General features: G+C 57.7%; 13 protein-coding genes and 1 tRNA gene. 4 read left to right on the forward strand and 10 right to left on the reverse strand.

Translation table 11 applies throughout. The features are described from left to right. From ACWORE_RS05645 to ACWORE_RS05670, 6 genes are all read right to left on the reverse strand, one after another. Window positions 1–1,581, reverse strand: a complete 1,581-nt coding sequence (locus ACWORE_RS05645; RefSeq protein WP_455303093.1) for a cytochrome ubiquinol oxidase subunit I — start codon at window positions 1,579–1,581, stop codon at window positions 1–3. Window positions 1,582–1,880: 299 nt separating this feature from the next. After that, window positions 1,881–1,953, reverse strand: a tRNA-Arg gene (locus tag ACWORE_RS05650). A gap of 122 nt (window positions 1,954–2,075) precedes the next feature. Beyond that, window positions 2,076–3,299, reverse strand: coding sequence for a cation:proton antiporter (locus tag ACWORE_RS05655; protein ID WP_455303125.1), 1,224 nt, complete (start codon window positions 3,297–3,299; stop codon window positions 2,076–2,078). A 175-nt stretch (window positions 3,300–3,474) separates the two neighbouring features. Beyond that, window positions 3,475–6,042, reverse strand: a complete 2,568-nt coding sequence (locus ACWORE_RS05660; RefSeq protein WP_406605622.1) for an HAD-IC family P-type ATPase — start codon at window positions 6,040–6,042, stop codon at window positions 3,475–3,477. A gap of 110 nt (window positions 6,043–6,152) precedes the next feature. Next, complete coding sequence (locus ACWORE_RS05665; RefSeq protein ID WP_406605621.1) at window positions 6,153–7,013, reverse strand: enoyl-CoA hydratase; 861 nt, start codon at window positions 7,011–7,013, stop codon at window positions 6,153–6,155. A 92-nt stretch (window positions 7,014–7,105) separates the two neighbouring features. Next, window positions 7,106–7,990, reverse strand: coding sequence for an aldo/keto reductase (locus ACWORE_RS05670; RefSeq protein ID WP_367270430.1), 885 nt, complete (start codon window positions 7,988–7,990; stop codon window positions 7,106–7,108). Window positions 7,991–8,147: 157 nt separating this feature from the next. Between ACWORE_RS05670 and ACWORE_RS05675 the strand changes: the two genes are divergently transcribed. Then, window positions 8,148–9,698: a carboxyl transferase domain-containing protein gene (locus tag ACWORE_RS05675; protein WP_296139091.1), complete on the forward strand. Its 1,551-nt coding sequence runs from the start codon at window positions 8,148–8,150 to the stop codon at window positions 9,696–9,698. Between the two features lie 50 nt (window positions 9,699–9,748). On the opposite strand, the gene ACWORE_RS05680 is transcribed toward ACWORE_RS05675, so the two are convergent. Both ACWORE_RS05680 and ACWORE_RS05685 read right to left on the reverse strand, forming a co-directional pair. After that, window positions 9,749–10,108: an FKBP-type peptidyl-prolyl cis-trans isomerase gene (locus ACWORE_RS05680; RefSeq protein ID WP_296139089.1), complete on the reverse strand. Its 360-nt coding sequence runs from the start codon at window positions 10,106–10,108 to the stop codon at window positions 9,749–9,751. Between the two features lie 152 nt (window positions 10,109–10,260). Next, window positions 10,261–11,571 carry a citrate synthase gene (locus ACWORE_RS05685; RefSeq protein ID WP_455303094.1) on the reverse strand — a complete coding sequence of 437 codons (1,311 nt, stop codon included), beginning with the start codon at window positions 11,569–11,571 and terminating at the stop codon, window positions 10,261–10,263. Between the two features lie 439 nt (window positions 11,572–12,010). Between ACWORE_RS05685 and serC the strand changes: the two genes are divergently transcribed. The 3 genes from serC (at window position 12,011) to ACWORE_RS05700 (ending at window position 16,140) form a co-directional block, all read left to right on the forward strand. Further along, entirely contained in the window at window positions 12,011–13,171 is a 1,161-nt protein-coding gene (gene serC / locus ACWORE_RS05690) for a phosphoserine transaminase (protein WP_455303095.1), read from the forward strand. A 293-nt stretch (window positions 13,172–13,464) separates the two neighbouring features. Next, window positions 13,465–14,970 carry a septation protein SepH gene (gene sepH, locus ACWORE_RS05695; protein WP_455303096.1) on the forward strand — a complete coding sequence of 502 codons (1,506 nt, stop codon included), beginning with the start codon at window positions 13,465–13,467 and terminating at the stop codon, window positions 14,968–14,970. 75 nt (window positions 14,971–15,045) lie between these two features. Continuing rightward, entirely contained in the window at window positions 15,046–16,140 is a 1,095-nt protein-coding gene (locus ACWORE_RS05700; RefSeq protein WP_455303097.1) for a DUF6928 family protein, read from the forward strand. Window positions 16,141–16,186: 46 nt separating this feature from the next. Here ACWORE_RS05700 and ACWORE_RS05705 read toward each other — a convergent pair whose 3' ends face one another. Together ACWORE_RS05705 and ACWORE_RS05710 are read right to left on the reverse strand one after the other, a co-directional pair. Beyond that, window positions 16,187–17,083, reverse strand: coding sequence for a TrmH family RNA methyltransferase (locus tag ACWORE_RS05705; RefSeq protein ID WP_455303098.1), 897 nt, complete (start codon window positions 17,081–17,083; stop codon window positions 16,187–16,189). 47 nt (window positions 17,084–17,130) lie between these two features. Then, entirely contained in the window at window positions 17,131–18,624 is a 1,494-nt protein-coding gene (locus ACWORE_RS05710) for an NCS2 family permease (RefSeq protein ID WP_296139071.1), read from the reverse strand. Window positions 18,625–18,721 lie beyond the last annotated feature (97 nt).

Raw genomic sequence — 18,721 nt, forward strand, 5'->3', positions numbered from 1 at the left:
TTACTCCTTGGTGTTTTTCACTGCTAAATGGGAGAAGCTCACTGTTCCTACCTCGTCAGCATTACCCGAGTCAGCCCGTCCACCTACATCACGGCAAGAGTTTTCCTGATCGTCGGTCGGATGATCGTCCTCAGTTGGCCCGCTAAGAACTGCCCGCTTTGTCAACCAGAACCAAACAACGAACAGAGCGAGATAAGTTATCGTAAATCCAACCAGAGTAAGAATTACATTCCACGCCGCATGATCTGATACACCCATGTCGACAATCATTCGAATGTTGTCGGTGCGAGGATCACCGACTGAATCGGGATTTGGATGAACAATCCACGGTTGGCGCCCCATTTCAGTAAAAATCCAACCCGATGAGTTAGCTAAGAATGGGAACGCAATAGCCGCGATACTGCCGAAGCTGAAAATTTTCTGCCATCTACCTCGCGGAAGGCGCCCGTGCCGCGTGAAAAACCAGGCAAAGAATGCCAAGGCAATGGACCCGAGCATCAGACCAATCATGGCCCGGAACGACCAATATGTTACAAAAAGATTTGGGGAGTAGTTACCTGGTCCATATAATTTCTCCGCTTCCTTCTGCAACTCAGAAGCACCCTTCAAAGTAACACCAGTGAATTGTCCTTTCGCGAGGAAAGGAAGCACCCAAGGGACTTCAATCAAGTGGATAACTGAGTCACAATTATTGTGAGTTCCGATAGTTAAAACAGAAAACATCGGATCAGTATGGGTGTGGCACAATGATTCAGCGGACGCCATTTTCATCGGCTGCTGCCGAAACATCATTTTTGCTTGCGTATCCCCTGTAATTCCGAGAGCAATCGCTGATATCGCAACAACACAGATTCCAAAGTGTATGAGCGGACGATACATGGAGTAGGGATTGTCGGGTTCAGCAGCACCGGTATCCGCGCTATCGCTTTCCGTCTGCAACTTTCCGATGCGGTGGGCATGGACGAGCCACCAGCATGAGATGCCTAAAACAAAGGTACCTGCGGTGAGGAATCCCCCTAAAACGGTATGTGGGAAAGCAGCCAATGCCGTAGGGTTCGTGAGGAGCTTACCGAAATCAGTCAATTCAGCCCGATGGGTATGTGGATTGTATTCGGCACCCACAGGATGCTGCATAAAGGAATTCGCCACAATAATGAAAAAAGCCGAGATGTTTACGCCGAACGCGACCATCCAAATGGCACCTGTATGGAGCCATGCTGGTAATCGGCCCCAACCGAATATCCACATTCCTAAGAACACGGATTCCATAAAAAAGGCAATAAGCCCCTCAATCGCTAGTGGACCACCGAATACATCTCCCACCATGCGCGAGTATTCCGACCAGTTCATTCCGAATTGGAATTCCTGAACAATACCGGTAGCTACCCCCATAGCAAAGTTAATGAGTAATACGTTGCCAAAAAAACGTGTGGCCCGATACCAGTAAGGCTTTGAGGTTAAGGCCCACATTGTTTGCATGATAGCCACCAATGGGGCCATACCAATGGTAAGCGGAACGAAAATGAAATGGTAGACGGTGGTAATCCCGAACTGCCATCGCGAAATATCCACGACATCCATCGCTGCCTCCAATGTTGAACACTAGACAAATTAACGAGGATTTCACCGCTCCCCAATAATGGTGGCTAACTGAGAATCCACCGAGATCGCGACGCTAAGTACAAAACATCAGGACCCTAAACAAAATCACGCCGTACCTACGACTCCGTAGGTACGGCGTCTAGTCATGTAGTCGTGATGAACTTGATGAAAGTTCCTTACCAACAAAAATAAGCTGAAACCCAGACCGTTTTTCAGGGAATCAGCCGCACAGCAATACCGCATGAGCATTTTTCATGCCCGCGATCGACAAACTATTGTGCCCCAGAGAGGAATCGAACCTCCGACACCGGCTTTAGGAGAGCCGTGCTCTATCCACTGAGCTACTAGGGCAAAAGCACTTCAGTCACCATTCCCGCTGGCAAAGGCCCACATACGCGGTTCCTCAACCACCAGGAGTTGGAACTCAGAGCAGAACCAGGATAGCCGACAACCGCCGCGACCAGAAAACCGCGTTACAGCTTCCTCTTGTCCTTAGGCTGAAGCGCGGCAGCAACCAGCGGGAAGAGCAGAACCGTCACCGCACCACCAGCGACCAGAAGAGAAGCCGCCGATTCTTCCAAAAGGTGCGCATTCGTCGCCACTTCGGTGACCGCAACGATGATCGGCAGACCCGTCGAGGCATAGCAGGCGAGCTGAAGCTTCTGATTCGTCGTCGTCAGCTTCGAACCGGTCTTGGTGAGCATTTCGCGCAGGAACACCGGCACCCCACGGGCCACCAGAATGACGCCGACCACAGCGAACAGTTCCCCAATGTTGGCCCCAACGGTCTGCACGTCGATATTGATACCTGAACACACGAAGAAGACGGGGATGAAGAAGCCGTAGCCCACCACGTCCAAGCGTTCCTCGATAAGGCCGTGAGCACGCTCTGGGACAAGGCCGCGCAGAACAATACCAGCGGCGAACGCTCCCAAGACGACGTCAAGGTCAAACACTGCCGCGACTGTCATCAGGATCGCCAGCATCAGGACCACCATGCGGACGATCGACTGGTTCGTCGCCGAGGCACCGTCGATAATCGCGCGCCCCACCCACGGGACGAGAGCGGCCACGGTTCGCGGCACCACCGCCACCATGGCTGCGATGGCGAAGAACGCGAGCAGAATCAGGAATGTCACGCCCATGGACCTCGCGGAGAGCAACAGAGCGATGGCCATGATGGGCATCAATTCGCCGACAGCACCGTGTAGCATGACGGATTTACCGACGTTGGTCCGCAACAAATCCGACTGCTTCAAGATCGGCAACAACGTACCCAAGGCGGTGGATGTGACGGCGATGGCCAGCGTGACCGCAGTCAGTGCTCCGTTTCCTTTCAGGAAAACCAGCGCACCAATGAATGCCAAGACGAGGCACATGAGCCACGTCAACGCGGCATTACCGCCCTCTTTGCTGCGCAACGAGTCCGTGTCTAACTCGTAACCGGCCAGCAGGAACAACATTCCCAAGCCCAGCTGACGCAAGATCGAAATACCGGAATCGATCTCCGCGACGCCCCACACGCTGGGGCCAATAATGACGCCCAAAACAATGAGGAACACCACGGCCGGGATACGTTTGCCCGTCATAAAGGACAAGATGGGAGCCAACAGTGCCACCGCCAGAATTGCGGTGAGCAAAATCATGGTGTCGGTATTTGCCTGGCCCGACGCCAGCACCGTCTGAGAGACCGCCATTGTGTCGGCTACTGGGACTGAAGTCATGGATGACAACCCTACTGATTGGTTAATCGTGAATCGAATGAGCCTGACCACAATGTACAGCTAATTAACCGTGACCGCCTGCGAGGAGAACGACGACGGGCAACGGACACGGGAACGGCTACGGGGGCACGGAGCGATCTGCGCGCACTTAGTATTTGAACACGCCCTCGGCCTCCGAGTGATCCCACAACTCCGCATCGCCTCGCTTCGTGTGGCTAATCCACCACGCGATTTCGATGGCAACACACCCGACTGCGCCGACGATGAGTGCCTGGGACATCAGCCCAAGGTTCGTCGGATCCAGCAACAGAATGTGCGCAATCCACGGAACCGAGAAAATCACGACATAGGCCAGAGCCGAGACCACCAGCAGGACGATCTTCCACAACTTGTAGGGGCGAGCAACCACGATCAGCACCCACAGCGCCATCGTGATCATTACAGTCAGCGTCGCAGTCGAGGCTTGTGATCGGTCAAAGTTGTCGCCTCGTGTGACCCACAACCAGAACCCGACTGTCACGGCACCGATAAGGACTCCCGACGGGACCGCCAGCCACAGGACGCGACTGACGAAGCCGGACTTTGCCCGTTCGTGGTTCGGGGCCAGCGACAAAATAAACGCCGGAATTCCGATGGTGAACCAGCCGGTCATGGTCACGTGAATGGGTTGGAAGGGGTAGCTCATTCCGAAGATGCCGACGATCAGCGCCAGCAGCACCGAGTACACGGTCTTCGTCAAGAAAAGGTTAGCTACGCGCTCGATGTTGCCAATGACCCTGCGGCCTTCGGCAACCACATGCGGCAGCGTCGCAAAGGAATTGTTCAGCAACACCAACTGGGCAACCGATCGCGTCGCCGGGGAACCTGCACCCATCGCCACACCGATATTGGCGTCCTTCAGAGCCAGCACATCGTTCACGCCGTCACCCGTCATCGCGACGGTGTGGTTGTTGCGCTGCAGCGCGCCGACCATCGCGCGCTTCTGCTCGGGTGTCACGCGTCCAAACACCGTGGACTCTTCCACGACCTCGTCGAATTGATCTTGGTCGGACTCGAAATCGGGGAGTTCGCGGGCATCGATAGTCTTCGAACTATCAATACCCACCGACGACGCCACGGCCCCCACAGACTCCGCGTTGTCCCCGGAAATAACCTTGACGTGCATTTTCTCGCGGTCGAAGTACTCGATCGTCTCCTGCGCATCATCGCGCACTTTTTGCTCAAGGACGATCAGCCCCCGCGGGGTGAGGTCATCATCGCCGGGGTCTTTAGGCGTCGCGGTAATGTCGTCGAGCTTTTTCGACGCCTGGGCCAGGAGCAGAACACGCAGGCCACGTCGGCCCACCTCATCGGCTGCTTCGGCTGCATCCGACCCCGGTAGCGCAATAACATCTGGAGCGCCCATCACCCACGTCGTCTCACCAAAACTAGCTCCCGACCATTTTCGTGCCGACGAAAATGCCTTGGTATCCGTGGGGTCCATGACTTCGGTGTCCGAGTCGAGATCGTGGATTCCTTCGGCGATGGCCTCTGAGGTGTCGTTCTTGTCGTCGTCCGCCGCGATTAACGACGCCAACGCGCCCAGAACTTCCTGGTCGACGCGAACCCATCCCTCGTCCGTTTCTGAGAGTGGTTCGTCGACCGACGAATCGCTGGTAGATCCGGATTTCCGATCCGACTTCACTTCCACGACGTCGTTGAGGACCATTCTGTTTTCCGTCAGCGTGCCGGTTTTATCGGTGCAGACGACGTCGACGCGAGCCAAGCCCTCAATCGCTGGCAGCTCATTGACCAGCGCTTTAAACTTGCCCAGGCGGACAACCCCGACGGCGAACGCGATCGACGTCATCAACACCAGGCCTTCGGGGACCATCGGGACGAGCGCGGCAACCATGGCCAACACTGCGTCGCGGAGTGAATCCCCGGAGCGGAACAACTGGGTCCAAATCGTCAAGATTCCGGTCGGGATCAGCAACCACGTAATAATGCGAAGGATCTTGTTGATGCCCGTCATCAACTCGGAATCGGTGAGCTCGAATTTATTCGCTGCCGCCGTCAATTTCCCAGCGTACGAATCCGCCCCGACCTTCGTCGCCTGGTAGAGCCCATGGCCGGACTGCACAAATGATCCAGAAAGAACTTCATCCCCCGGCGATTTCTCCACGGGGTCGGATTCCCCGGTGAGCATCGATTCGTCGATATCGACGTGCACAGACTCGACGACGACGCCGTCGACAACGACCTGGACTCCCGACTTCAAAATGATGAGGTCATCGAGCACAACCTCGTCGCGGGAAATCTCCTGCTCTTCCCCATCTCTCCGGACGGTGGGCCGCGCTTCGCCGACGATGGTGAGCTTGTCTAGCGTCCGCTTGGCGCGAAGCTCCTGGATAATCCCGATGCCCGAGTTTGCGATGATCAACAGCCCGAACATCGCGTTAATAAGCGATCCCGTTGCCAGCACGATGACGAGGAGGACGCCCAGCATTGCGTTAATGCGGGTAAAAACATTCGCCTTAATAATCGACCAGGTTGAGCGCCCGGACCGTTCAGGCAGCGTGTTGCCTTTACCGTCACGACGACGTTCCTCGACCTCCTGCGAGGTCAACCCCACCGACGGATCCGTGTGGAAAGTACGGTCATCATCAGCAGCAGAAGAATCGGACGACGCCGCAGGATCGTGAGACGACGAAGCGTCGGACTGTTGTTGAGCCATGTGCTCATTGTAGAGAACGCCTTATTAACACGACTCGGCTATCGACGTTCGACTCCCGGGGCCGGGTTGACGACGCTCGAGTCCCGACGCTCGGCTGCCTGTGCCGGAGCCTATTTGCCCTTGAACACCGGGGAACGTTTTTCAAACCGCGCAGCCCTTGCCTCGGCGGCGTCGTCGGAATTCCAGCACTCTGTGCGCAAGCGTTCATGAACAGCGGTGAGGTCAGCGCCGTCATGCCCAGTCCCTTCGGTGGGGCTGCCCTCGAACGTTCCCGTCGGAACCATCTGATTAAAGACGGCTTTGAGATACCTAAAGGTCAGCGGAGCATTCGTGGCTTGGTCGACGGCGACCTGCCAGGCGTCGTCGTGGTTTCCTCGTGACGACGCCAACCCTGCTGCTACCGCAGCATCAGGGCCGAGTCGCTCAGCCGTGTAGAGGAAGGACCGTGCCCGGGCACCGCCGAGCACTTCGACGGCACGATGGATCGTCCACGGATCGACGGCAATACCAAGGCGAACGACAGGAACGCGGAACCAGCCGCTCTCCCCCACGACGCGGAGGTCGCACGCCATGGCCAGCTGGGTGCCCGCGCCGACCGCGGGGCCGTGGACGTCGGCAATGACGGGGAGAGGCGAATGAGTAATAGAGGTCAGCACTGCATCAAGATTGTGATGGAAAGCGGAGGTATACACGCCACCGGCGAGGTCTGCTCCGGCGCAAAAAGCCTTCCCCTCCCCGCGGAGAAGGATGGCGCGAACGGACTCCGTATTTTCCGCCTCGTGAACATATGTCGCGATCTGGCTGCAGACGTCGGCGTTCAGCGAGTTTCTCTTGTGATCGCGACGGATTGTGATGACTGCTACCTGTGGCTGCGCCGTGTCGTCGGTTGGAGTGTCGTTATCCACGGGCAGGATGTCTAATGTGACCTCGCCGTCGGGTGATGCGGATGTGACATTGTTCTCATTCGTCATAAATACAGGCTAGGTGCCGGGCAAGCCCCCCCGCGGCGTTTTGGCCAACGTGCCCGCACCACGCCCGCGTGTCACACGGGCTGCGTGGGGGATCACTCAAAGTTAGCAGTGCTGGGATCAGCACCAATGCGCCCGTCTTCACGGTCCAACGCAGTAATCTGCTCAACTTCATCGGCCGTTAAGGAGAAGTCGAGAATATCGAAGTTGGATTCCACGTGTTCTTTGGACTTGGAGCGGGTCAAGACGGAGAGCCCCATATCAAGGTGCCAGCGAAGAACAATTTGCGCTGGTGTCTTTCCATACTTAGCAGCCAAATCCTTAATAACTGGCTCATCAAAGTACTTACCCTGGGCTAGCGGAGACCATGATTCCGTCAGAATGGAGTGCTGGTCATCGAAGGAACGTATCGCTGCCTGCGAGAACCCGGGGTGGAGTTCGATCTGGTTAATGGTCGGCGTCTTGTTATTTTCCGCAACAAGCTCATCCAACGTTTCCGGATAAAAATTGCACACAGCCAAGGAGCGAATACGGCCCTGATTTTGTAGCTCAATCATCGCCCTGAAAGATTCCTTATATTGATTCTTTTCAGGGTACGGCCAGTGGATGAAATAAATGTCGACGTAATCGAGCCCCAATTTCTCCATGCTGGTGTTGAATGCCTCAAAGGTGGATTCATAACCTTGATCGAAATTCCACAGTTTGGTTGAGACCGTGAGTTCCTCACGGGTTACATCACCATTCTCGATAGCATCGCGAATAGCTTTGCCCGTTGATTCCTCATTCTTGTAAATCATTGCGGTATCAATGCGCCGGAATCCAGCCGCAATTGCAGTACGAACCGAGGAATATGCCTCTTCCTGGGACAATTCCCATGTTCCAAATCCCAAGCGTGGGATCACAGTCCCATCGCTCAGCGTGGCCGTCGGGCCAGCATTGTTCTGCTGTGTCGTCTCTGCTTTCGAAGTGTTGTTAGCCATACGAGTCATTGAACACGCTATGACTCAGTCCTGCAGAACCCCAGTTCAGAGGGCTAAGGACGCGCTCCATCACCCACGGCATATCCCCCACACCCGACCTGCACATCATTTCACTAAAGCCCCCTCGCGGGTGACATATGAGAGTTACGCTAGAAAGATGGTGTCACATTCCGGTTCATCCACTCCGACTTCTTCTTCCCCGTCAATCCCTCAACCCGAGCGCCTATCCGCCCATGACCTCATTCATGACATTCTCGATACCGATTCATGGGATAGTTGGGACACTAAGCCTGATTATGGAGAGGTTTCCGACGATTACGCCGCGTCATTAGCTCGCGCGCGGGAGAAGTCGGGGGTTGATGAGGCCGTGATCACCGGGGCCGGAACGATTGACGGTCACCGCGTTACTGTGGTTGCCTCGGAATTCTCTTTTCTCGGTGGGTCCATCGGGGCTGCGACATCACGACGAATTATCGACGCCATCCACCGCGCGACAGCGGAAAGTTTGCCCCTTCTCATTTCGCCCGCGTCCGGTGGCACGCGAATGCAAGAGGGAACGCCGGCCTTTGCGCTGATGATTTCGATCACCGCCGCGATTCACCGGCATAAAGACCAGCACCTGCCCTACCTGGTGTATCTCCGCCACCCCACGACGGGCGGAGCTATGGCGTCCTGGGGCTCCGCGGGGCACCTCACCTTCGCCCAACCCGGCGCCACGCTGGGGTTCCTGGGCCCCCGCGTCGTTGAACTCACGACGGGTAAGCCTCTCTCGCCTGGCGTTCAGACGGGCGAGTATCTCTCCCGCCACGGGGTCATCGATGGTGTCATCGATCCCGCTGGCCTTCGTCGGCAATTTACAAAACTTTTCGACGTTCTTATCCGCCCTGATCATGCGACGGAACCGGCCGAGCCGACGCCACCGTCGGATGAGGTGAGGTCAGCGTGGGACGCCATCACCCGAACCCGGAATCCACAGCGAACCGGTGCCGCTGATCTCGTAAATGCTCTCTCTGACCACTGGATTCAGCTCTCTGGCACCGGGGACGGGCGAATGTCTGAGGCTGTGATCGTGGGGCTAACCAGGATCAATGACCAATCTCTCGTGTTCGTCGGAATGGACCGGACCGCGCAGGAACCGTTGGGCGACTGGCCGTTAAGCACAGAGGCCATGCGATTCGCCCGGCGCGGAATTACGTTGGCCCATGAGCTGGGGATTCCGCTGGTCAGCGTCATTGATACCCCTGGTGGCGAGTTGTCCGACCGCGCGGAGCGAACCGGTATGGCTGGCTCTATTGCACGCACGCTGGCTGAGATTCTCGATATCGACGTGCCGACGGTGTCGGTCATTATCGGCCAGGGGTGTGGCGGTGCCGCGCTATCGATGATTCCTGCCGATCAGGTTCTGGCGTGTGAAGATGCGTGGTTGGCTCCTCTTCCCCCGGAGGGAGCCAGCGCGATTATTTACCGGGACGTCGATCATGCACCGGCGATGATGGAAAATCAGTCCGTTGCGGCGGATAAGCTTCACGAGCGCGGAATTGTCGATCGTCTTATCCCAGCGTTGAGCAGCACCGATGCCGAGGCCGACAGCAAGGTGGTCATTGACTCGATTGCTCATGCCTTGTGGGAGATTAAGCTGAATTCCACTTTGCGACGCGGGCGTGAGCAGCGTCTAGCGCATTATGAACGCCTCGCCACCATTGTGTGAGAGCCGCCATGGTGTAGCGGCGATCCGCGTAGGCGCCGCGTAGCCCCCTCTTACTTCACGTCCACCAGGTCAATAACAAACACGAGGGGTCGGCCGCCCAGCGGGTGGCCGGTGCCGGCAGGCCCATATGCCATGTCCGGCGGAATGGTCAATTTACGGCGCCCCCCGACGCGCATGCCCGGAATGCCTTCCTGCCAGCCGGCGATCAGGCCGGTGAGCGGGAACGTGATGGTTTGTCCGCGATCCCATGAAGAATCGAACTCTTCACCGGTTTCAAAGTCCACACCTACGTAATGGACCTCAACGTTGGATCCCGCTTGTGCTTCAGGGCCGTCCCCTACCGTGATGTCTTCAATGAGGAGATCCTGCGGGGCTGGCCCCGATTGGACCTCGATAGTTGGCTTACTCATGAGATTTTCTCCTTTTGTTACAGACTCGCTGGTATAGGGGAACTGACGAAGCAATGAGCCAAGCTCGGCTCACCAGAGTAGCTGGTAATGACGAACTTGGCTCATGGCGGGGTACCTAGTGGCACCGGAGCATCATGTGTGGCGCTCGTGACTTAGCGTTCTTTACGCGGAATGACGTGGCGCTCATCGTATCCCGTGTACACCTGACGCGGACGGTTGATGCGTGACGACTTGTCGTTCACGAGCTCGAGGTGCTGAGCAATCCAACCCGGCAAGCGGCCCATGCCGAACAGAACGGTGAAGAAGTTGGTCGGGAAGCCCATGGCACGGTAAATGAGGCCAGTGTAGAAGTCGACGTTCGGGTACAGCTTGCGGTCGATGAAGTAGTCGTCCTTGAGGGCGACTACTTCCAGGTTCACGGCAATTTCCAGGAGATCGTCGTTGACACCAAGGTGGTTGAGCACGCGGTCCGCGGTCTTCTTCACAATTGCAGCGCGCGGATCGTAGCTCTTGTACACGCGGTGGCCGAAGCCCATCAGCTTCACGCCGTCTTCCTTGTTCTTCACCTTGTTCATGAACTCGGTAGCGTCGCCACCGTTATCCTTGATCTCCTGGAGCATTTCCAGAACTGCCTGGTTAGCGCCACCGTGAAGCGGACCGGACAGAGCATTGAAGCCGGCAGCAATGGACACGAACATGTTTGCCTGCGCGGAGGACACCATGCGAACCGTCGATGTGGAGCAGTTCTGCTCGTGGTCCGCGTGGAGAATAAGGAGCTGGTCAAGAGCCTTCGTCAGGACGGGGTCAACTTCATAATCCTCCGTCGGGTAGCCGAACATCATGCGCATGAAGTTCTGACGAGCGTTCAGGCCGTTATCCGGGTACATGAACGGCTGGCCACGACGTGCGCGGTGGGAGTAGGCAGCCAGCACGGGAACCTTCGCCATCAGGCGATAGGTGTTGAGCTTCTGCATATTCGGGTCGAGCGGGTCGAGCGAATCCTGGTAGTAGGTGGACAACACGTTCAACGCAGAAGCGATAACGGCCATGGGGTGTGATGACCGCGGGAAAATGGAGAAGTGGTCCTTAAAGTCTTCATCGACCAAGGTATGCCGGCGGATATTGCGGTTAAATTCGTCGAGCTGTTCTTGGTTGGGAAGCTCACCGTTAATCAGTAGGTAAGAGACTTCGTTGAAGGTTGCTTTTTCAGCCAATTCTTCGATGGGGTACCCGCGGTAGCGCAGAACCCCATTTGCACCATCAATATAGGTGATATTGGACAGCGTGGAACCTGTATTTACATACCCCGGATCGAGGGTAACGTAGCCAGTTTCCTGGAGCAGCTTTCCTAGGGCAATGCCATCGTTCCCATCGGTTGCTTTAACGATCGGCATTTCATAGCTGCCTCCCGGGTAGGTAAGTACAGCCTTATCCTTGGCCTCTGCAACATTGTTGTCAGCCATGTTTTCCCTTTCTCCGAAAGCAGTGGTTATGCCGTATGGAGCTGATGCTCGCTTAAATTTTTCCTGCACTCATACACTTTCGAGGGCAGTCTCCTCTTTGTTGGTCGATGTTCACCGGTTCACGGCATCCATCATGTGGACGACAAGACAAATACTGAAGACCTGCCCTCTTCACGATCTAGTGTAGAACCTCACTCACGTGGGGGCGACAGCAGACATACCCGAGTAATGGTATGCCGCACAGTTTAACAAAGGTTGTGACGTGGACTACAGTTACCAATCAATGGCCAGAAATCCACCCTCTTTCAGGGTTACTCACCGGCAGAACCGAGACCAATGTACGCATTTTAAACAGTTTTGTGGTTTTTATTCGCTTATCCACGAGCGCGTCACTATGATCCCCACCAACACACAGTCTCTAGAGATATACGAGCCATCCATGACACCCACCACATCATCAACCCCCTCCGACGCACCTCAACTGCCTCAGGAACTCCTCCCCCACGACGGCCGCTTCGGTTGTGGCCCCTCCAAAATCCGCCCGGAGCAAATAAAGGCCATTGATCAGGGCGCGACCACCATTATGGGAACCTCCCACCGCAAGCCCGGGGTCAAAAATATCGTCGCCTCTATTCAGGAAGGCCTGACGTCGCTCTTCCAGCTTCCCGACGGGTACGAAGTCGTCGCTTCATTGGGCGGGGCCACCGCGTTCTGGGACGCAGCGACCTTCAGCTTGATTGAACGTCGTTCCGCTCATCTGAAGTACGGGGAGTTTTCCGGCAAGTTCGCGGCCGCATCCGAGCGAGCCCCCTGGTTGGACGCCCCGATCGTCCTCGAAAGTGATCCTGGCACCGCCCCTTCCCCGTCGGAACTTAACAATGTCGACGCGGACGTTGTTGCGTGGGCACACAACGAAACGTCGACGGGGGCGATGGTTCCCGTGGAGCGGCCGTCTGGTGACGCGCTCGTCCTTATCGACGCGACCTCGGGGGCTGGTGGTTTACCCGTCGATATTCGGAATGCGGATGCTTACTATTTTTCGCCGCAGAAATGCTTCGCGTCCGATGGTGGCCTGTGGTTCGCTGCGATGAGCCCGGCCGCGCTGGAAAGGATTGAGCGGATTTCGCAGTCGGATCGATTTATTCCTGCGTTCCTGGATTTGCAGACTGCGGTGAATAATTCTCGGAAGAACCAAACGTATAACACGCCAGCAGTAGCGACGCTGCTACTGATGGATCAGCAAGTGCAGTGGATGAATAACAACGGCGGGCTCGACGGAATGGTCCAGCGGACGTCTGCCTCGTCACGCGTGATTTACGACTGGGCTGAAAAGCGCCCCGAGACGCAACCATTCGTCGCCGATCCGCAGGGGCGGTCCCTCGTCGTCACGACCGTTGATTTCGACGACGCTATCGACGCAGCGCGAATCGCCGCCATCTTGCGCGCTAATGGCGTGTTGGATACTGAGCCTTACCGCAAGCTTGGACGAAACCAGCTGCGTATTGGCACATTCCCGGCTATCGATACCGCGGATGTAGAGAAATTAGTATCTGCCATTGATTACATTCTGGACAATGAACTAGCCAACAAGAGCGCGTAGTACCAGTTACTCCGGGGCGTAGCGGACCAGATATGTGCGCACTATCCAGCGCGTATATCACCGCTATTTGCTTAATCCAGCTAAGGTAAAGGGGTATCTGAGAAAAAGTCGGGATATGTATGGCTTGCCATTCGCGGCCTTCGTAGCCATCCGCGACCATTCATTGCCATTCGTTCTCTGGAGCTTTCACATAAACGTACGACAGCGAACGAGAATGAAAGACAGTGAACGGCGATTCACGATGGCATAAGGAATGGGAATTCCGCCCCGACTTGTGTGACCAGGAGGTAGTAATGCAGACAATTTCCCTCGTCCCCGAGGAATGCACCGACGACTACCTGGTTTTTGCTGCCTCGGAACCACACAGTCCCGACGGGTCCGCCGCGACGGATACTTTGGCAGAAGCTTCGGTGGATTCCGAGGACACTACCGCTCCGGCGCACTTCAGGCTGCCGCTAACTGCGGATACACGATCCGCGCTCCAACGGTTGTTGGGCGACACTGCCGACGCTGCCGACGTCAGCGGCTCGGCTGACTCCACCAGCACCGATACCGCCACCCCAGAGGCGGCACCTCAGTCCGACGGATCCGACGCATCACACGCGGGCAACGGTTCCGCCGTCGATAATGACAAAGACGCCGATGACCATGCCGCAGCGGACACAACCGGACTAGACACAGCCGGATCAGAACAGAGCGAATCACTGATGGCTCCGTCGACCCCGACCGTCGTCCTCACCCCGCGAGAAATCCAGGCGCGCATCCGCGGCGGCAAATCCATCGAAGACCTCGCCCGCGCCTCAGGAATGTCGCAAGGGAGAATCGAGCCCTTCGCGCACCCGATCCTCGCCGAGCGCGAGCGCATGACCACTGTTGCCCGCCAATCGCACCCCGTTCGACAAGACGGCCCGTCCACACTCACTCTCGACGACGTCCTCGCCACCGCATTCACAGCGCGCGGAATGGACCTGTCAGAGGCCACGTGGGACGCCTACCGCAACGACGCCCGACTGTGGATCATCACCCTGACCTGGACATCCGGCATGACCGACGTCACCGCGGAATGGAGCTACCACTCCGACGGGCTCTCCGCCACGACAGTGGCACGCAACGAAGCCGCCACGAAACTTGTTGACCCCGACTTCGGCCGCCCATCGCCTGGCCGCCCCCGGTCCCGCACCAGAGGCCGGGGAGGATCCTCGCGTTTCTCGTCGGCAATGAGTTCCGACGATCACCCTCAGGAATCAGAGCAGATCCATGGCCTGCACACCGACGGCGACCCCGACTTCGATTACGACGAAACCGCCGAGGACTTCGACGACGCTACCTCCTCCATCCCCTCGTCACCCGAGGATGACGCAGCCCTCGGCGAAGGACAACCCGGCGCGGGCACCGACGTGCAGCCCCACCACCCGTCTCGAGCCGTCGGTGGCCGCGGGCGGCGGACACAACGTCGCCGCACAGGGCGCATGGAAATCGTCGGACTCGATGACCACCGATCCCGGCGGGCAAACAAATTCTCAGACACAGGATCGTCGGCAAGTAGCGATCCCCACAATGGTGGACCAGCCAGCGCAAACGATGACCACAACAGTTCAGACCACGATCAGGCATCCGATAGCCACAGTGGATCGTCCGACAGTGAGGACGCGTTCTTACAACACCCGGACACTGAACCCCGGCCTCGTCGCCGTCGGAAAGCTGTGACTCCCCATTGGGAAGATGTCCTGTTGGGAGTGCGAACGAACCGGTCGGATCCGCCGCGCAACCGGGGCAACCACACCCGCGACCACGACTAAGCTGGACACTGTCCACACAGAAACTCACCGCACACCTGTGTGAGACGGCATATCTGTGAGTAACGGAGGGACGACATGGCTCATGCGTCGGATTCATCTGGATCACGTTCCAGTGACGGCTTCACTCCCCACGGGTCCGTGCCTATCGTGAAATACCCGTTCCCCTCGGCCACGGTCACTATTTGGTGTGTTAGCACTGCTCACCCGCGGGATGTCTTCGCCAATGACCCCGCCCCCGATCGCGGCTTTGGGCGGAAACTGCTTGCCCAGCTCAACCCGCAATGGCCCGTCACGCACATGGGGGACTTCCCGCTCAATCGGTCGACGTCGGCCGGCCATGGGGAGATCTATATCGGCGGGTTCGACGGTGTTGCCATTATTCAGTACGTGCCGGCCTCATTTCCTGGCTACGAGTTTGATGTGTCGCACTTGTCCGCGTTGCCCATGAAATTGATTGAGTCGATCCCGGCCTCCGATATTTATGCTTTCGCCGCCGACGATCACAGCCAGCTGGGCGGGTTCGCGCATTGGCACGAGGGCAGGTTGGAGCGATCGTTCTGTTCTAATCGGGCCTCGGTTTTCGAGGACACGGGCCTGCCGGAGCCTTTTGAAACGCCGTTTTGGGCTGGTGAGCGGTCACACGGGGCTCACCGTGGGATCGAGCTGTCCTTCCTCCCCGCAGAGTTAGCCATGGAGGCGCTCCACTCCTGGCTAGGCCTTTCCTTGACGTCAACATCTATGGACGTTCCTGTCGCGGCTTTTGCTATCGACGGTCGCCCCGCGTCCCGTCTCCCCCTTGATCGTGCGTCCGGTTCTTCTTCCCGGCGGGGGCACTCTGCTTTCCGACGACACACCGACGCTGCCGATGGAGCAGCGTCGTCTGATAACCCGCATTCGCGAACAGCGGATGATGAGGAATGGATTAACGACGGTCTCCCGGCCGATCACGATTCTGATTACGACGACTACGCCCACGTCCCGCCATTTTCTGTACGTGAATGGGCCGACATTGACCGCTCTGATGTCTCCGCGTTCATGAAACGCGGTGCCGCTCGTGCGGGGCGCGCTGCCCTCCGAGGAGGGCGGGCGCTGGCGTCACTTCCTCACGCTGTGGGTGATCGCGTTCGGGCGCGGGCGCGAAAGACCGGGCGTCGCGAACCGCGCGATTAAGTCCGCCGCCACGGATGTTGCTACCGCCACGGGCCGGCCGATGTGGTCACCCTCGCCCCACTATCGATTTTCGAGCACGCTCATAAAAACCCATCGCTGCTGCCGTCGCCACATTCAGCGAGTCCGTCTCCGGAGCCATCGGAATGCGGGCCCTCACATCGCTAGCTCTCATCGCATGTTCGGTTAATCCTGGCCCTTCGGCCCCTACTATGAGCGCCGCCCTCTGCGCGCCATCCAGGGCCTCAGGCAACATGACCGCATCGTCAGACGGCGTCAACGCCACACATCGATACCCGCGCTGCTGCAGTTCCGACAATCCACGCTGCCATGTCGAACGGTTGCCCTCGAAATAGGCAAAGGGAACACGCAGCACATGGCCCATCGACACGCGCACAACACGCCGGTACAGCGGATCCGCGCACCCAGCCCCAAAGAACACGGCATCCACCCCCAGACCCGCGGCATTGCGGAACAAGGCACCGATATTCTCATGGTCGCCCACACCCTCCAGCACGGCGATTGTCCCGCTCACAGGAGGCTGGTCGGCGCGGTCCCGTCGGGCATCTAGCTCATCAAGAACATCACTGATCGACGGCACCTCCACGCGGTCCGCCGATGCCAACAAACCGCGGTGCATATCAAAACCGACAACCTCGGCCATGACCTCGCGGGACACACACCACACGGGGATATTGGCCTTCGCGATGGTCGTCGCGAGGCTAGCGTCGTCAAGAAGTGAATGAAGCTTAGCCTGGGTCCCCATGATGGCCCGCACGGGAAAACGCGAGCGTATCAGGCGGGGAACGACCAAAAGGCCTTCCGCGATCACTAACCCCTTCCCACCAGGCATATCGGGGCGCTTATCTGAGTGGTTGAGGTTTCGAAAATCATCAAGCCTCGGATCTGATGGGTCGTCGATATAGACGACATCGCACTCGTCCATTGTCACCTCCACTGAGTCACAGCCACCCTTTTACCGCATCCCCTCATCTAACTCACGGCGTCCCGAATGGGATCGATGCCGAAGTACACGACGAACAAAATCGCCACAATCCACATCAGCGGGTGCACTTTCTTCGCCCGCCCGGCTGCGGTTTCCATCACGGCGTAAGTAATAAAACCTATGCCAATACCGTTAGCAATGGAATACGTAAAAGGCATGACCACGATCGTTAAAAACGCCGGCAGGGCCGTCGTAAATCGTGAAAAATCAATTTCGCGAATCTGCCCCACCATCAAGGCCCCCACGATCACGAGTACAGGAGCAGCCGCCTCCGTGGGAACAACCTCGTAGAGCGGAGTCAGGAACATGGCAACGAGGAATAAAACACCCGTCACGACGTTCGCCATGCCTGTGCGGGCACCGTCGGCAATACCCGCAGCAGAATCCACGAATACCGTGTTCGACGACGAGGAGACCGCACCGCCGACAATCGCCCCGGTGCCCTCCACAACCAGGGCCTGCTTCATGTCCGGCAACACGCCGGTCTCATCGACCAAACCGGCTTGCTTACCTAAGCCAGTCATCGTCCCCATGGCGTCGAAGAAGTTGGCCAGGACAAGGGTGAACACCAACAGCGTGGCCGTCAGCGCGCCCACCTCGGTAAACGCACCGACGAGGTCCACCTTGCCCACCAACGACAGGTCCGGGGCCCCCGCCCACGAATCGGAAATACCGGGGACCGCCAAGTTCCAGCCCTTCGGGTTAGGCTGGCCATTCTTCACCGACGCCCCGGAGCGAGTGAGCGCCTCGACGACCATCGCGATAATCGTGTTCGCCACGATGCCAATAAACAGTCCGCTGCGAACATTGCGGGCCACCAGCACACCACAAATCAACAAGCCCACCAAGAAAACGACTGTCGGCCATGAAGCGATAGACCCGCCGATGCCGAGTTCAACAGGCACCGTGGTGTGGGCGGAATCAGGAACGCGGCGGACGAAACCGCCGTCGACAAAACCGATGATGGCAATAAAAAGACCGATGCCGACAGTCATTGCTGTCTTCATCGGTGCGGGGATGGCGTTGAAAACCGCGACGCGGAACCCAGTGACGGCCAGTATCACGATGATGATGCCGTCGATCACAATAAGTCCCATCGCTTGGGGCCATGTGAGGCCTTCGGTCGACACCAGTGTGACCGCCACCAGCGTGTTAATGCCGAGACCCGTCGCGATGCCGAAGGGGTACCGGGCGATCAGGCCGAAGACGATGGTCATCACACCGGCGGCAAGGGCGGTGACGGCCGCGACTCGGGGAATACCCAGCTCCATACCGGTGTGATCGGGGACGCTGCCCAGAATGAGCGGGTTCAGAAGCACGATGTACGCCATCGCGAAAAAGGTCACAACACCGGCACGAACTTCCGTGCTCAGAGTGGATCCTCGGTCAGAAATGTGGAAATAGTTGTCCAGCGCGGATCGTCTTTTCTTTTTCGACGACGGCGCCGTCGCCGTGTCCGTGGAGGAAGCATTGTTGGACATCGGAACTCCTGCACATGTGTGAAGCCGCACCGAGGAGGGCTTGGTACGGGTGAGATTTGGGACGGGTGGGGAGGAAAACCCCACAAGGGTAAGTTGG

It is taken from the genome of Corynebacterium sp. c7Ub_26 (genome assembly GCF_053760365.1).

Coding starts and splice junctions, on each gene's coding strand:
- ACWORE_RS05645 (WP_455303093.1), bottom strand. CDS start 1,581: ATGGATGTCGTGGATATTTCGCGATGGCAGTTCGGGATTACCACCGTC.
- ACWORE_RS05655 (WP_455303125.1), bottom strand. CDS start 3,299: ATGGCGGTCTCTCAGACGGTGCTGGCGTCGGGCCAGGCAAATACCGAC.
- ACWORE_RS05660 (WP_406605622.1), bottom strand. CDS start 6,042: ATGGCTCAACAACAGTCCGACGCTTCGTCGTCTCACGATCCTGCGGCG.
- ACWORE_RS05665 (WP_406605621.1), bottom strand. CDS start 7,013: ATGACGAATGAGAACAATGTCACATCCGCATCACCCGACGGCGAGGTC.
- ACWORE_RS05670 (WP_367270430.1), bottom strand. CDS start 7,990: ATGGCTAACAACACTTCGAAAGCAGAGACGACACAGCAGAACAATGCT.
- ACWORE_RS05675 (WP_296139091.1), top strand. CDS start 8,148: ATGGTGTCACATTCCGGTTCATCCACTCCGACTTCTTCTTCCCCGTCA.
- ACWORE_RS05680 (WP_296139089.1), bottom strand. CDS start 10,108: ATGAGTAAGCCAACTATCGAGGTCCAATCGGGGCCAGCCCCGCAGGAT.
- ACWORE_RS05685 (WP_455303094.1), bottom strand. CDS start 11,571: ATGGCTGACAACAATGTTGCAGAGGCCAAGGATAAGGCTGTACTTACC.
- serC (WP_455303095.1), top strand. CDS start 12,011: ATGACACCCACCACATCATCAACCCCCTCCGACGCACCTCAACTGCCT.
- sepH (WP_455303096.1), top strand. CDS start 13,465: ATGCAGACAATTTCCCTCGTCCCCGAGGAATGCACCGACGACTACCTG.
- ACWORE_RS05700 (WP_455303097.1), top strand. CDS start 15,046: ATGGCTCATGCGTCGGATTCATCTGGATCACGTTCCAGTGACGGCTTC.
- ACWORE_RS05705 (WP_455303098.1), bottom strand. CDS start 17,083: ATGGACGAGTGCGATGTCGTCTATATCGACGACCCATCAGATCCGAGG.
- ACWORE_RS05710 (WP_296139071.1), bottom strand. CDS start 18,624: ATGTCCAACAATGCTTCCTCCACGGACACGGCGACGGCGCCGTCGTCG.